Source organism: Sphingorhabdus sp. (assembly GCF_044357595.1).
Classification (GTDB): Bacteria; Pseudomonadota; Alphaproteobacteria; order Sphingomonadales; family Sphingomonadaceae; genus Sphingorhabdus_B.
The window spans coordinates 1-12,454 of sequence record NZ_JBIKPH010000070.1 but is presented as its reverse complement, the minus strand read 5'-3'; the positions used below and the strand labels follow the sequence as shown (position 1 = coordinate 12,454).

Annotated in this window: 15 protein-coding genes and 1 tRNA gene; 7 read left to right on the top strand and 9 right to left on the bottom strand. The window is 55.1% G+C overall.

The window, feature by feature from the left end; all coding sequences use genetic code 11:
• Both ACIQ2T_RS08245 and ACIQ2T_RS08240 read right to left on the bottom strand, forming a co-directional pair.
• The coding region (locus ACIQ2T_RS08245) for a DEAD/DEAH box helicase (RefSeq protein ID WP_397590393.1) at nt 1-194 on the bottom strand (194 nt) is incomplete at its 3' end.
• A gap of 114 nt (nt 195-308) precedes the next feature.
• Entirely contained in the window at nt 309-812 is a 504-nt protein-coding gene (locus tag ACIQ2T_RS08240) for a hypothetical protein (protein ID WP_397590392.1), read from the bottom strand.
• A gap of 69 nt (nt 813-881) precedes the next feature.
• On the opposite strand from ACIQ2T_RS08240, the gene ACIQ2T_RS08235 reads away from it, so the two are divergent.
• From ACIQ2T_RS08235 to ACIQ2T_RS08225, 3 genes are all read left to right on the top strand, one after another.
• Complete coding sequence (locus ACIQ2T_RS08235; protein WP_397590391.1) at nt 882-2,342, top strand: FAD-binding oxidoreductase; 1,461 nt, start codon at nt 882-884, stop codon at nt 2,340-2,342.
• 65 nt (nt 2,343-2,407) lie between these two features.
• Nucleotides 2,408-3,187, top strand: a complete 780-nt coding sequence (locus ACIQ2T_RS08230; protein WP_315469774.1) for a SapC family protein — start codon at nt 2,408-2,410, stop codon at nt 3,185-3,187.
• A 48-nt stretch (nt 3,188-3,235) separates the two neighbouring features.
• Complete coding sequence (locus ACIQ2T_RS08225; protein WP_397590390.1) at nt 3,236-3,760, top strand: cytochrome b; 525 nt, start codon at nt 3,236-3,238, stop codon at nt 3,758-3,760.
• Between the two features lie 214 nt (nt 3,761-3,974).
• Here ACIQ2T_RS08225 and ACIQ2T_RS08220 read toward each other — a convergent pair whose 3' ends face one another.
• Entirely contained in the window at nt 3,975-4,844 is an 870-nt protein-coding gene (locus tag ACIQ2T_RS08220) for an N-formylglutamate amidohydrolase (RefSeq protein WP_397590389.1), read from the bottom strand.
• Nucleotides 4,845-4,963: 119 nt separating this feature from the next.
• Between ACIQ2T_RS08220 and ACIQ2T_RS08215 the strand changes: the two genes are divergently transcribed.
• Together ACIQ2T_RS08215 and ACIQ2T_RS08210 are read left to right on the top strand one after the other, a co-directional pair.
• The gene (locus ACIQ2T_RS08215; RefSeq protein WP_397590388.1) at nt 4,964-5,341 is read left to right on the top strand and encodes a response regulator; all 378 of its coding nucleotides are present in this window, start codon (nt 4,964-4,966) and stop codon (nt 5,339-5,341) included.
• A 43-nt stretch (nt 5,342-5,384) separates the two neighbouring features.
• Nucleotides 5,385-5,459 (top strand) — tRNA-Val (locus ACIQ2T_RS08210).
• 90 nt (nt 5,460-5,549) lie between these two features.
• Here the strand turns inward: ACIQ2T_RS08210 and ACIQ2T_RS08205 are convergent.
• Entirely contained in the window at nt 5,550-6,563 is a 1,014-nt protein-coding gene (locus ACIQ2T_RS08205; protein WP_397590387.1) for an AraC family transcriptional regulator ligand-binding domain-containing protein, read from the bottom strand.
• A gap of 134 nt (nt 6,564-6,697) precedes the next feature.
• Between ACIQ2T_RS08205 and ACIQ2T_RS08200 the strand changes: the two genes are divergently transcribed.
• Nucleotides 6,698-7,471 carry a thioesterase family protein gene (locus ACIQ2T_RS08200; RefSeq protein WP_397590386.1) on the top strand — a complete coding sequence of 258 codons (774 nt, stop codon included), beginning with the start codon at nt 6,698-6,700 and terminating at the stop codon, nt 7,469-7,471.
• On the opposite strand, the gene ACIQ2T_RS08195 is transcribed toward ACIQ2T_RS08200, so the two are convergent.
• From ACIQ2T_RS08195 to ACIQ2T_RS08175, 5 genes are all read right to left on the bottom strand, one after another.
• Nucleotides 7,468-8,049: a septation protein IspZ gene (locus ACIQ2T_RS08195; RefSeq protein ID WP_397590385.1), complete on the bottom strand. Its 582-nt coding sequence runs from the start codon at nt 8,047-8,049 to the stop codon at nt 7,468-7,470. The two genes, ACIQ2T_RS08200 and ACIQ2T_RS08195, sit on opposite strands and share 4 nt — an antisense overlap.
• Nucleotides 8,050-8,052: 3 nt before the next feature.
• On the bottom strand, nt 8,053-9,294 hold the full coding sequence (gene rlmN, locus ACIQ2T_RS08190) for a 23S rRNA (adenine(2503)-C(2))-methyltransferase RlmN (RefSeq protein WP_397590384.1): 1,242 nt from the start codon (nt 9,292-9,294) through the stop codon (nt 8,053-8,055).
• Nucleotides 9,295-9,346: 52 nt separating this feature from the next.
• Nucleotides 9,347-10,369 carry a sensor histidine kinase gene (locus ACIQ2T_RS08185; protein WP_397590383.1) on the bottom strand — a complete coding sequence of 341 codons (1,023 nt, stop codon included), beginning with the start codon at nt 10,367-10,369 and terminating at the stop codon, nt 9,347-9,349.
• Nucleotides 10,370-10,489: 120 nt separating this feature from the next.
• Nucleotides 10,490-11,008: a hypothetical protein gene (locus ACIQ2T_RS08180; protein ID WP_397590382.1), complete on the bottom strand. Its 519-nt coding sequence runs from the start codon at nt 11,006-11,008 to the stop codon at nt 10,490-10,492.
• The gene (locus ACIQ2T_RS08175) at nt 11,005-11,652 is read right to left on the bottom strand and encodes a histidine phosphatase family protein (protein WP_397590381.1); all 648 of its coding nucleotides are present in this window, start codon (nt 11,650-11,652) and stop codon (nt 11,005-11,007) included. The genes ACIQ2T_RS08180 and ACIQ2T_RS08175 overlap by 4 nt, the downstream gene beginning before the upstream one ends.
• 142 nt (nt 11,653-11,794) lie before the next feature.
• Between ACIQ2T_RS08175 and dnaN the strand changes: the two genes are divergently transcribed.
• Nucleotides 11,795-12,454: DNA polymerase III subunit beta (gene dnaN / locus ACIQ2T_RS08170; RefSeq protein WP_397590380.1), on the top strand; the 660-nt coding region annotated here is incomplete at its 3' end.

The following is a 12,454-nucleotide window of genomic DNA, read 5'->3' as shown; positions in this document are numbered from 1 at the left end:
TTGGCGAGCACATCGATCATCGGCAGGACAAAGCTTGCGGTTTTTCCCGTGCCCGTTTGCGCAATGGCAATGATGTCGCGCATCATCTGGACTTGCGGGATGGCGGCGGCCTGAATGGGGGTTGGCTCATCATAGCCAGCCTCGCTTAAGGCTCTCAATAACTCGTCAGACAAGCCGATGTCGGCAAAACGCATATGATGTTCCGGAAAAAAATGGTGCAACGTCGCCAGTGACAAATCCACGGTGACCAGCGTCGCGATTGGTCGCTACGGGCAGAAATGTCAAGATATATGCCAGCGGCCCTGCCTTTAGCGCGGTATCAGCAGCCTGAATTTGTCTATCTGGCATTTGGCGCCGGTTCGGGCATGCAACATATCACGATCTACGCATAATTTGCCATCATAAGATCGCTCCATATATGCCCCAGCGTAAAATTCACGCGCAAGGCAGCCTTCGCTCAAATATGCGCGAATAAGAACACCGTCCCGCGTGAGCAACTCTAGCGTGCGATCCGGCCCAGGGCGCGAACCACCTAGCCTACCCAACCACAAGCATTTCCCGATCTTTTTCTCCTTATACTCGATCTTAGCCAATGACTGTCTTTGTGCCCCGACGGCAGCGGGCGGAGCGGGCTGACTGGGCAGCCTGATAACGACCCGTTGGTCAATGCGCACTTGATCAAAGTCGGTCTTCAACCCAAATAAGGGCGTGAACGGGTTCTGCGCAGCGGTGACTTGAAAGTCCGCCAAAGCGCTATGCGACAATGTTGTCAGTCCACCCGTAAACAAGATAAAGGCCATTAATGCGCGCAAGAAACATTCCGGTATCAAGTTGAAGTTCTATCAGCTTTACCCGATAGGGTTGAACCTATCATGAATTGCATGCCAGACCCTTTGCAGACAATGGAAAATACCGTGCCAGATGTAAACATTTTATCGGAATTTCGGGCCATATTGGGGTCAAAGGGCTATTCAGACGAAAATGACGTCATTTCGCCTTGGCTAACGGACTGGCGTGGGCGTTTTACAGGATCGTCACCTGCCCTGCTTTCCCCGGCCAACACGCAAGAGGTTGCCGCGGTGATAAAGCTTGCGGCCAAACACAAAATTTCGCTGGTTCCGCAAGGCGGGAATAGTGGCATGGTCGCCGGCGCAACGCCAGATAGCAGCGGACAGCAGCTTATCCTCTCCTTGCGGCGGATGAACAGCATCACGGCGATTGACGCGGATGACGGCTTGGTGACGTGCGATGCTGGGGTAATTTTGCAGAATTTGCATGAGGCCGCAGCAAAAGTCGGCAGACGCTTCCCTTTGACCTTAGGTGGGAAGGGGTCGGCCACAATAGGCGGTCTTATTTCGACAAATGCTGGCGGGACCCAAGTTTTGCGGCACGGCACAATGCGTATGTTGGTGGCGGGACTTGAGGCGGTGCTACCCGACGGATCCATCTATGATGCAATGGCACCGCTGAAAAAAGACAACCGCGGATATGATTTGAAACAACTGCTGATTGGCGCGGAAGGCACTATTGGCGTCGTTACGAAAGCCGTCCTGCACACTGTCCCTGCGTTGCTGGATCGTTGCGTCGTGTGGGCAGGTGTCGACAGCCCAAGCCAAGCTTATGAATTGCTGCTTTTCATGCAGCGGCATGGCCGTGAGCGGCTTGAAGGGTTCGAGATTCTGCCCGACCGCGCGTTGAACACTGTTACTACCCACATCGCAGGAACGCGCGCGCCGCTTGAAACGCAGCACCGCTGGCATGCGTTGATGGAGTTTGTTCAGGATGATGCCGCACAGTCGTCACCGCGCGAATTGGCGATGCAACTGCTAGAGCAGGCCATGAGCGCCAATCTGCTCGGCAACGCGGCCATAGCAAGCAGTGACGCACAAGCCGAAGCATTTTGGAAAATCCGGGACTCCATTGCCGAAGCCGAACGTGCTGCAGGGCCAGCTCTGCAACATGATATCAGCGTGCCCGTGGCGGCCATGGCGCGGTTCATTGAGGTTGAAGCCCCACCGATTGAAGCCGCGTATCCGGGCACAAAAACATTAGCTTTTGGACATTTGGGCGACGGCAATATCCATTTCCACGTCAAGGCACCCGACGGCGTTGATGTAGTCAATTGGTATGCGCATGACGGTAAAGCTATTACGTCGCACGTCTACGACCGGGTCCGCGCATATGGCGGATCACTCTCAGCTGAACATGGGATTGGGCAGGCCAAGATCGCGGAGTTTGAGCGGTTGGCAGAACCAGCCCGGCTGGTGGCCTTGCGTGCGATTAAAAATGCATTTGATCCACTCGGCATCATGAATCCGGGTAAGCTTGTTCCACTTGCCTAACGGCCGCTGTCCGCCTAAAGCGCCGCATCGAATTTTCGTCACATAATCAAGCACTGGAGTTACATATGGCCACCGCACCCCAAGCCGCCAACTTGCCACTTTTGTACAACGACCTGATCCCGCTTAACAGCAACGACCATGTGACCTGGAAATCGCGTATGCTTGAAAACGCGAAATTCATGGATGGACAACATGCTATCCCGTTGACGATTGAGGAATTCGTTCCCGCATCGCGCAACTATCCGATCATTTTTTCCGCGACGGACAATCCCGTACCGCTGATCCTCATGGGCATGAATGAAGGCGTGAACACCTTCATGAACGAAGAAGGGCAGTTTGACCGTCCGGTATACATCCCTGCATATATCCGTCGCTATCCCTTCCTGCTTGCAAAGCTGCGTCCTGATACCGACGAGTTGTCCTTGTGCTTTGACCCAACGTCTGGTGCCGTGGGTGAATTCGACGAAGGCACGCCAATGTTCGAAGACGGCAAGCCAAGCGAGAACACGCAAGCCATTTTGAAGTTCTGTGAGGACTTTGAAAATGCCGGTGCGCAAACGCATGCCTTTGTTGAAGAACTGATAAAACTCGACCTTCTCATGGACGGCGAAGTGTCCATCCAACAAGAAGGCCAGGAGCAGCCCTTTATCTATCGCGGCTTCAAAATGATTGACGAGACAAAGTTGCGCGATCTGCGCGGTGATACTGTCCGCAAGTTGAACCAAAATGGTATCTTGGCTCTGATCCACGCGCATTTATTCTCGCTGCAGTTAATGCGGGAAATATTTGCAGTTCAGGTTGCACAGGGTAAGGTGCCCCAAGTGACGGAATTGCCTTCGAACTAATGTCGCTGGCTTCTTATGTGCCGTCACCCATTCTTCAGGAGTGACGGCATGGGCAAATATAGTAAAATCGCGATCCTATTTCATTGGGCGATAGCCCTATTGATTGGCGCAAACATCCTTTTGGCAAATCTGGCGGAAGATCTGCCTAAGGCCGCGCGCGCGACTTATATGAGCCCGCATAAGGCCATTGGCATTTCCATTTTGGTGCTGACTGTCGGCCGGATCTTATGGCGTCTTAGCCACCGTCCGCCAGCGCTGCCTTACAAGGTGGCTGGTTTACAAGCCAAAGCGGGCCTTACGGTTCATATGTTATTCTACGTCCTCATGATCGTCATGCCGCTCACAGGTTGGCTCATGATTGGTGCAAATGGCAAAGCCGCACCAGTGGATTTCTTTGGCCTGTTCACCGTTGATATGGCCATTGGCAAAAATACGATGCTGTCGGGCTTCGCGCATGAGAGCCATGAATTCTTGGCGACGCCGCTGCTTATTCTCATAGGTCTGCATGTCTTGGGCGCGCTGAAGCACCAGTTTATCGACAAGATGCCGTTCATTCAACGCATGTGGCCTTAGGCAGCTAACGCGCATTTCCCCTCAATATTCGGGTGACTGGTCACCTGTGGGGATAAAATACAAATTTGAGTCTTGAAACTGACACGTCAAAGTACCATTCTTGGTACTGGATGGAATCATCCCCTCCCGTTTCCATCCAACCGGTGCCTGCATGGGCACCAACTCCCTGAACCTTGGCCACCCCGGAGCATTCCGGGGTGGTTTTTTTACGCCTTCATTCGGCAGCGATAAGCGCGGCTGGGCCCAAGGCCTCGTCTGCAAGCGCAGCTACAAGCGCCGGGATAAGCGCACTGATATGATCTAGGCCGGCGCCGGGCTGACGCAAATCAGAATCTAGATACAGCGATCTGTCGACTTCAAGCTGAAGTGCGTGGATGTTCGCGCGCGGCCGCGCATGACGGCGCAGAATATACGCGCCAGCATAGGGATGGTTCAGCGCCGCAACATAACCCTGCGCATGCAGTCGCGATAACAGCAGCTCTGCATATATGGACGCTGCGCTTTTACCGAACCGGTCGCCGACCACAAATTGTGGCGCTGGTCCGTCAGCAGCACTGCGGATTGGCGGCATGCTGTGTAAATCAAGCAGGATAGCGACCCCGAACCTTTGCCGCATGCGCTCCAATATCGCGCCAACCGCGTCATGATAGCGCTGGTGGAAGGACGTTATACGGTGCTGCACTTCATCCAGCGTAAACTGACGCTTCCAAAGCTCACCTTCCCCTGAGAGCCGCCGCGGGATGAGGCCAAGGCCGCCCCGCGTTTTGACGCCGGGGCTGGGGTAATCCGCTCGCTGCGCCCCTTGCACCATATCTGCGTCGACATCCTGCGTGTCCCGGTTCAGGTCAATCCACGCCCGCGCCCGGTGCGCCATAATCACGGGATGCCCCATTTGCACGCAACGGCGCGTCAGCAGGTCGGCATATCGGTCCTCAAGCCGAACCAACGCGGCGGGTGGAAGCCGCAGTGCGTCGTAAATGTCATTGGGATAATCACGCCCGGCATGGGGCACGGACAGCAACACCGGGACCGACGGCGAATCGGTGCCCCAACTTGCAAATCCATCTGCATCCCGTGTCGTCACGCGCGTCCTCACTTTGCTTCCTCAGTTTATTGGCAGATAATTGGCAAGATGGTGCAAAAAAATTAATTCTCCGCAATTATTTAAGTGGTCCTGACCCTAGGGATTTTTAAGGACCGGTGATGTTCCGCATTTTGCTCGCTGAAGATGAACAGGTCATGCGCGAATATCTCGCGCGGGCGTTGGAACGATCGGGCTATGAAGTGGTCGCTGTTGATAGTGGCACCGCAGCCGCGCCCTTGCTTGAGGCCGAACGGTTCGACTTGTTGCTCACCGATATCATCATGCCGGAAATGGACGGGATCCAACTCGCGCAATATTGCAACATGGTTTCGCCGACCACCGACGTCATATTCATTACCGGATTTTCCGGCGTTGCCCTGCGCGCCGGCGCGTCGATACCAAATGCCAAGATTCTGGCCAAACCCTTCCACCTCAAAGATCTGGTTCTGGAGGTCGAGCGCCTGTTTGCCAAGGAAAGCTGCGACAAAATGAAATAGGCTTGAATGATATACCAAGCCCAGCTAGAGGCTGGCGCAGCGTGGGCGTATAGCTCAGTGGTAGAGCACTGTGTTGACATCGCAGGGGTCGCAAGTTCAATCCTTGCTACGCCCACCATTTTCCCCTTGGCGATGTCTTCCACGATAAATTGCCGCAATTAAACGACGCAGTGGCGGCGTTTGTTGTATCAATTCTTCGGCCGCGGTGTCAGCGCTTGCTTGGCGGAAAACCTGTCCAGTTTTTATGTGCGCGGGTGAAGGCGCTGAGGTCGCTATAACCAAGCAACAACGCGATCTCGCCCAAAGGGCGGGTGTCTTCCATGAAGTATAGCTTGCAGTTGTCCTGGCGCACGCGGTCAAGCAAGTCGCGAAAGGACATGCCTTCTTCGACCAGCTTGCGGCGCAAGGTGCGCGCAGTCATCCCGAAGGATGCCGCCATCCGCTCCAGCGTTGGCAGTGATTTGTCCAATTCACTCGCGAGATAGAAATAGCCGACGGCCAAATGTGTCTTGCCCGACAGCGCCCACTTGGATGGCTCCTCATAGTTTTGGAACGCCGCATCAAACAGCGGCCGATTGGCAAAGGGTGAAGGGCGAAACACCTGCCGCCCCAGCATGTCCATCCGCGTTTGCGGCATGCCAAACCGAACCGGACAATCAAAGGTCGCCTTGTATATGGCGGTGTCAAATTGCGGCTGATGCCGAAAATGTATGGACGGCAACAACGGCGCCTCATCCAGAACCTGCCGTGACAAATGCGCGAAGCTTACGACCAGAAATTCGACAATGCTGGCATAATCCTGAACCAGGTCCGGCGCGCACTCCCATGTGAAATAGGGCGGTGTACCATCGGAGTAAAAGGCAGTCCGCACCATATTCTGCCGAAGCGCCTGAACCTGGACACGTGCCCTGATAACGGCGCCCAAGTCCCTCTCCAACCGCGCGCCATAACCAAAGTCGGAGAAACTCTGCGCACCAGCTTTCTGACCCAAGCGCAAATGAATCGCCGGATCGTTAAAATGCGTCTGCAGAAATTTGAACAAACGAAGGGCGACTTGTCCCGAAATCCGGCTCAACGGATTGCGCAGCCGTGCCTCGTCAAGCCCAACGGCGGTGATAATCTCCCGCCGGTTCCCGCCCTCCTCGACTGCAGCGCGCAAAATCCGGGCTGCAAGGCCCCCCGCCATGGTCTCTGGCGCGATAGCATTCCCGTTCTGCAGCAAATTGTCGATCCAGCTGTAAATCGGTAGCCCCCCCTTTTAGCGCGTCGCCATGGTTCAACACGCAACGCATTCCAACGCAAGCGACATTTCGCGCGTGACTTGCGGCTTTGATTTTCCGTCGCTAAGTCAGCCTCATGAACCTCGCATCGCTCCTCGCCCAATTTACACATGGCGCCAAGACCCACAAAATTTCCATTCCGCCAAGCTGGCATCAGGGTCGCACCGCTTATGGCGGCCTAAGCTCTGTTCTGGCCTATCAGGCGGCCAAGCTGGTGGCAGGTGACCTTCCCCCTCTACAATCGGCACAGATTGCCTTTGTCGGGCCTCTGGCGGGTGATATTGAGATCAGCGCGCATATCCTGCGGCGCGGTAAGAACACTGCGTTCATCCAAGTGGAGGTGAAAGGCGCGGACGGCGTCGGCCTGACATGCAATTTCATCTTCATGAACCGCCGCGATAGCCACCTCAGTTATACTAATATCGCAGCGCCGGAATTTCCGCCGATACCATCCGCCGATAGCGCGCGCAGCGGCCCGCCGGAGTTCTTTACCGGCCATATGCAATATCCCGACAAACGGCTTGAGTTAGGATTGGCAACAAACCGGCTCGCAAGCTGGCACCGCCTAACCGAACATGAAGGGCTTGACCCTATCGCCGAGCTTATATGCATCGGTGACGCCCTCCCGCCGTCGGCGATGGGTTTAATGACCGAAAAGGGCATGGTGAGCTCCATGAACTGGCAGATCAATATGCTGACCGATGCGCCAACCACCGAAAATGGCTGGTGGTATTTGTCGAGCGAGACGCACCACGCCGCCAATGGCGCGAGCAGCCAATATATGACCGTGTGGAACACCCGTGGCGACGCGGTCCTGACGGGCATGCAATCGGTCGCGATTTTCGCTTAACCAGCGGGCGTTGTCCGAGCATAACGAATGCCGAGCACTACGAGACCAATAACGATAAAATTATCGATGAAAGTTTTGTAGAACAGCCAGTTGTCAGTCGTAAGTAGCTGTGCCGCGCCATAATTCAACGCTGCCATAATCAGCCCGATCACGCCCATTACGATTGCAAAGCGGCCCGCATGAATATCCGAATATGGCATATAGCGCGCCAAACCTTTGCCGATATATGGCCCTCCGCGCGCACCATCAATGATGAAGAAACCGGCGGCTATCAGGCCAGTAATCGTGCCGCGCTGCTTGATCCATTTATCATCATTCAACCAGACTGCAAGGCCCGCCGAAATGCAGAGCATAACAATGCCAAACAAAGCGAGGCCGCCCGTGACGTCGATTTTGGTGATACGTTGAAACGTTACAAGGCCCAATCCGACGACAACGCCAACCAAGGCGGCAGTCTGCAAATCGGTCATTTTGGCTATGATGTAAAACAATAAACCCGTCGCCATATCAATGGCGAATGGCAGGCGGTTGTGCCGTGCGAAAACGCCGCCGTTCACGTCTGTGCCTTGCGCGCCCATGTCTTAACCTAACGCCGCCTGTTTTTCCTCAGCCAAACGATCCAGCTCAGCGCGGCTTTTCTTCTCGCTTGAAGATTTCAATTGCCCGCACGCGGCCATGATGTCCCGGCCGCGGGGTGTGCGGATGGGTGCGCTGATGCCGGCTTCGAATATGATGCTTGAAAAACGCTTAATGCGTTCGGGGTCAGAACATTCATAGGTTGCGCCGGGCCATGGGTTAAACGGGATCAGGTTGACCTTGGCGGGCAGCTTATATTGGCGGATAAGGCTCACGAGTTCGCGCGCATCTGCGTCGCTGTCATTCTTGTCTTTCAACATCACATATTCAAACGTGATCCGCCGCGCATTGCTGATGCCGGGATATTCGGCGCAGGCCCGCAACAACTCATCAATGCCATATTTGCGATTAAGGGGCACGAGTTCGTTGCGTACCTCCTTGGTCACCGCGTGCAGCGAGACGGCCAGATTAACGTTTATCTCTTCGCCCGCCCGCGCCATCATCGGCACGACGCCAGACGTCGACAAAGTGATTCGACGACGCGACAGGCCAAGGCCATCTCCATGCATGACAATCTTAATCGCATCACGGACGTTATCAAAATTGTACAGCGGCTCACCCATGCCCATCAGCACGATATTGGTCAGCATGCGGCCGTCAGCGGTGTAATGCCCGACATCGTCGTCTTCGTCTTCGTCCGCCGCCACAGACGCCATGTTGCCTTTCGGCCATTCGCCGAGCGCGTCGCGGGCAAGCATGACCTGCCCTACGATTTCGCCGGGCGTCAGGTTGCGCACCAGCCGCATTGTGCCCGTGTGGCAGAAACGACAGTTCAGCGTGCAACCCACTTGGCTGGAAATACATAGGGTCCCGCGATCAGCGTCGGGAATGAACACCATTTCATAATCCTGCGCATCGTCGGTCCGCAAAAGCCATTTGCGCGTGCCGTCCGACGACAGCTGCGCCTCAACAATTTCGGGCCTGCCAATGACGAAACGGTCCGCAAGCCATGGCCGCATGGTCTTGGAAATGTCGGTCATCGCCTCAAAATCAGTGACGCCGCGATGGTATATCCAATGGAAAACCTGCTTTGAGCGCAGTTTTGCAGCTTTTTCATCCAACTGCGATTCTTCAAATAACTGACGGATTTGGAGATGGCTGAGACCCATCAGGTCTATGCGTCCATCGGCGCGCGGGGTGATATCGCGCCGGGTGACTACAGGGTCGATATGGCCGGGTATCTGCATGATGGCCGCGCCTATAAGGGGGTTGTTGGTGAAAAGCCAGCAAAGCTACTGATTAGCTATGGACGATGGATACTTTCGTCCCAGGCGCTTCATCAGTCACACTGACAATTGCGCCTAATTGGCTGGCGAGCGCCTCGACAATGCCGGTTCCAAGGCCGGGCTTACGATCCTCTGGATCCTTTGGCATTCCGACACCGTCATCGGCCACGACCAATGTCCACGCCATACCATCCGATTTGTACCCCACCTTAATCGTGCCCTTTTGAGTTCCTCCGGGAAACGCATGCTTCAGCGCGTTGATAACCAATTCTGTGACCACCAGCCCAAGGCTGACCGAGGTATCCGAATCTTCGGCGCTGTCATCCACCTCGCTGGTTAACACCAACCGTTGCGGTTCACCGATCATTGACGCCCCGATGCTTGCGCACAAATCCTGAAAATAACTTTTTAGGGCAACATTTTCGACCGCCGTCGACGAAAGATGCTTTTGAAGCATGGCGATAGACATGACGCGGTTGTGCGCATCGCGCAAATGTTCGCGAGTCTCTGTCGATTGAACTTTTCGTGCGCTCTGCAAAAGCACACTGGCGATGATTTGAAGGCTGTTGGCGATGCGATGTTGTATTTCATGCAGCAATAGCTGCTTTTCACGCACAAGATCATCCCGCACTTTGTCCGCTAGTCGCTGCGATGTAACGTCGGTAATGGCCAGAAAGACGCGGACGCTTTCGGCTTCAAAATAATCAAGCGTATGCGCGTTAATCAGAAGGCGAAGCGTATCCTTGCCGGGACGCACAAGGTCCATTTCGTATACATCACTAGCTGCGTTGCCGGCAATCGTGGCGCGCAGGAGCGAATCCAGTTGGCGTACTTTCCATTCGCCTTCGCCTAAATCAGCAAGTTTTTTGCCGGTCACGGCAACGCAATCGATATCAAATGCAAGGCAAAAAGAATTGCTCGCCGCAATGACTGTCAAATTCTCGTTCAAAAGCACAAGCGACGAAAAAGACGAAGATATCAACGCAATCGACATATTGTCTGCGTGTTCAGGTAGGCGGGTCAGTAGTTTTTCCATGGCTTATGGCCGAAGTAAACTGGAGACTCGCGGTGCGAGAGCCATACCCAGGCGCAATTTCTGCATCCAACACATTCAGAATGTAAACGGTACGTAACAGGTTGGCTGCGTTCCGGTGCATCAATTCGGAGGTGCGCTCGTTTTCATACCGGCACATCCCAAAGTAGCCGCGTCGATCGCACTTGGAGCGCCGCGTAAACTGTAGGTATCAATAATCGACTGCCCATCACGGCCAATCGTTTCGATGCTCAGCGACGTTGCCGATCGCATCGCAGCCACCACGGCCAAATCCATCCGCCTATCCAAAGCCCAGACCCCGTCGCCCGCGGCCCTCAACCTGAATCTCCGGCCGCCAGCACTTAAAATAACGCCGCTATTGGCCGAACGGTCACACGACAACCGGACATAAACCTGATGTGTCACGCCGCGGCTTGGCCAAAAACCGATGGATAAAAAAGCTGGGTGGATGGGCTTGCTGAGCGTTTCCTCCGGTGCAGTGATCGCATAGCAACGATGCGCCGCAGGATCGCGAAAAGCTGCCCAGCCTTGATATACACCCAATCGTTCCTTGGCGGACAATGGCCCAGCGAGGGCAAGCGTGGACAGGAATACAGATAGCAGCTGCGCTGCACGCCTCATCCGCGCTCCCCTTGGCCGCTGCCATCAATAACGAGCGCCTCCACACCATCGCGGATCATCACCATGCTGCCTTGGGCAAGGCTGGCCGCGATTGGCGCGTCAAATCGTTCCATGGGCTTGAGCCCAAGCAACAGCCCGCGCAGCACGCGCGCCGTCATGCCATGGCAAATGATCAGCATATCTTGGTCAAAGGATAAACTGCCGAGCCAATGTGACAACCGCTGCGCCACTTCTTCATAATATTCGCCGCCATCGGGACGAACGGAAAACAACTTATGCTCCATGTCGACGATTGGGCCTATTTCGGCAGAAATGTCGGCATAGGTCCGGCCTGACCAGTGCCCAACGTCGATTTCCAGCAAGCGGTCGTCGCGATGGGTCTGGTGCCAATCCGCATCAATCTCTTCCGCAATCAGCGCCAGCGTTTGCAGTGCCCGTCCAGCGGTTGATGACCAAAGCTGTGGTCTGGCATCGGCCCCAAGATAATCCGACAGCGCGCGGCCCATTTCACGCGCTTGGACGCAGCCCTCCCAAGTCAGCGGCGTATGCAATTCTGCCTGCCCCTGCATCCGTGCCACTTTGTTAAACACAGTCTCCCCATGCCGCGCGATGAAAAGCCGTCTATTATTTGTTGAAATACCCATATTACCCTTATTCCACAGGATATTGTTGGAGGCAAAAGCTATCGGCTTGCCCTAATGTTCAAAGCGGTTATGTAAGATTCAGCATAGTAATAGGGTTTTTCGGCTGGTTCGCGGACCACCCGGCCCGACAAGGGGAATTTGAATGAGAGCCACGATCGAACGCGCGACCCTGCTGAAATGCCTGAGCCACGTCCAATCTGTTGTGGAGCGGCGCAATACCATACCCATATTGTCCAATGTTCTGATCGAAGCCAGCGAAGGCGGCAAGATCAAGGTGACCGCGACAGACCTCGATTTGCAGGTTGTCGAAACCTTTGCAGCCGATGTCGAAACTCCAGGCGCGACAACCGTGTCCGCGCACACCTTGTTTGAAATCGCGCGCAAATTGCCCGATGGTTCGCAAGTGCAGCTGCATGCTGCCGATGGCCGCATGGCTGTCAACGCTGGCCGTGCCCGCTTCTCGCTTGCGACACTACCCCGCGACGATTTCCCGACGATCGCCGAAGGCGAACTGCCCACATCGTTCGAAATTCCTGCTAGCTCGCTGATCCAGATCATCGACAAGACGCGCTTTGCGATTTCGACTGAAGAAACGCGTTATTATCTGAATGGCATCTTCCTGCACGTCACGGACGATGCGGAACCCGTTCTGAAAGCTGCGGCAACCGACGGGCACCGTCTGGCCCGCGTAACCTTGCCGCGCCCTGCTGGTGCGGAAAATATGCCCGACATCATTGTGCCACGCAAATGCGTTGCCGAAGTCCGCAAGCTGCTTGATGAAAGCGGCGGCAATGTGATTCAG

Excerpts from the sequence above, each read along its gene's own strand:
- ACIQ2T_RS08235 (WP_397590391.1), top strand. The coding sequence starts at position 882 with ATGCCAGACCCTTTGCAGACAATGGAAAATACCGTGCCAGATGTAAAC.
- ACIQ2T_RS08230 (WP_315469774.1), top strand. The coding sequence starts at position 2,408 with ATGGCCACCGCACCCCAAGCCGCCAACTTGCCACTTTTGTACAACGAC.
- ACIQ2T_RS08225 (WP_397590390.1), top strand. The coding sequence starts at position 3,236 with ATGGGCAAATATAGTAAAATCGCGATCCTATTTCATTGGGCGATAGCC.
- ACIQ2T_RS08215 (WP_397590388.1), top strand. The coding sequence starts at position 4,964 with ATGTTCCGCATTTTGCTCGCTGAAGATGAACAGGTCATGCGCGAATAT.
- ACIQ2T_RS08200 (WP_397590386.1), top strand. The coding sequence starts at position 6,698 with ATGAACCTCGCATCGCTCCTCGCCCAATTTACACATGGCGCCAAGACC.
- ACIQ2T_RS08195 (WP_397590385.1), bottom strand. The coding sequence starts at position 8,049 with ATGGGCGCGCAAGGCACAGACGTGAACGGCGGCGTTTTCGCACGGCAC.
- rlmN (WP_397590384.1), bottom strand. The coding sequence starts at position 9,294 with ATGCAGATACCCGGCCATATCGACCCTGTAGTCACCCGGCGCGATATC.
- ACIQ2T_RS08185 (WP_397590383.1), bottom strand. The coding sequence starts at position 10,369 with ATGGAAAAACTACTGACCCGCCTACCTGAACACGCAGACAATATGTCG.
- ACIQ2T_RS08180 (WP_397590382.1), bottom strand. The coding sequence starts at position 11,008 with ATGAGGCGTGCAGCGCAGCTGCTATCTGTATTCCTGTCCACGCTTGCC.
- ACIQ2T_RS08175 (WP_397590381.1), bottom strand. The coding sequence starts at position 11,652 with ATGGGTATTTCAACAAATAATAGACGGCTTTTCATCGCGCGGCATGGG.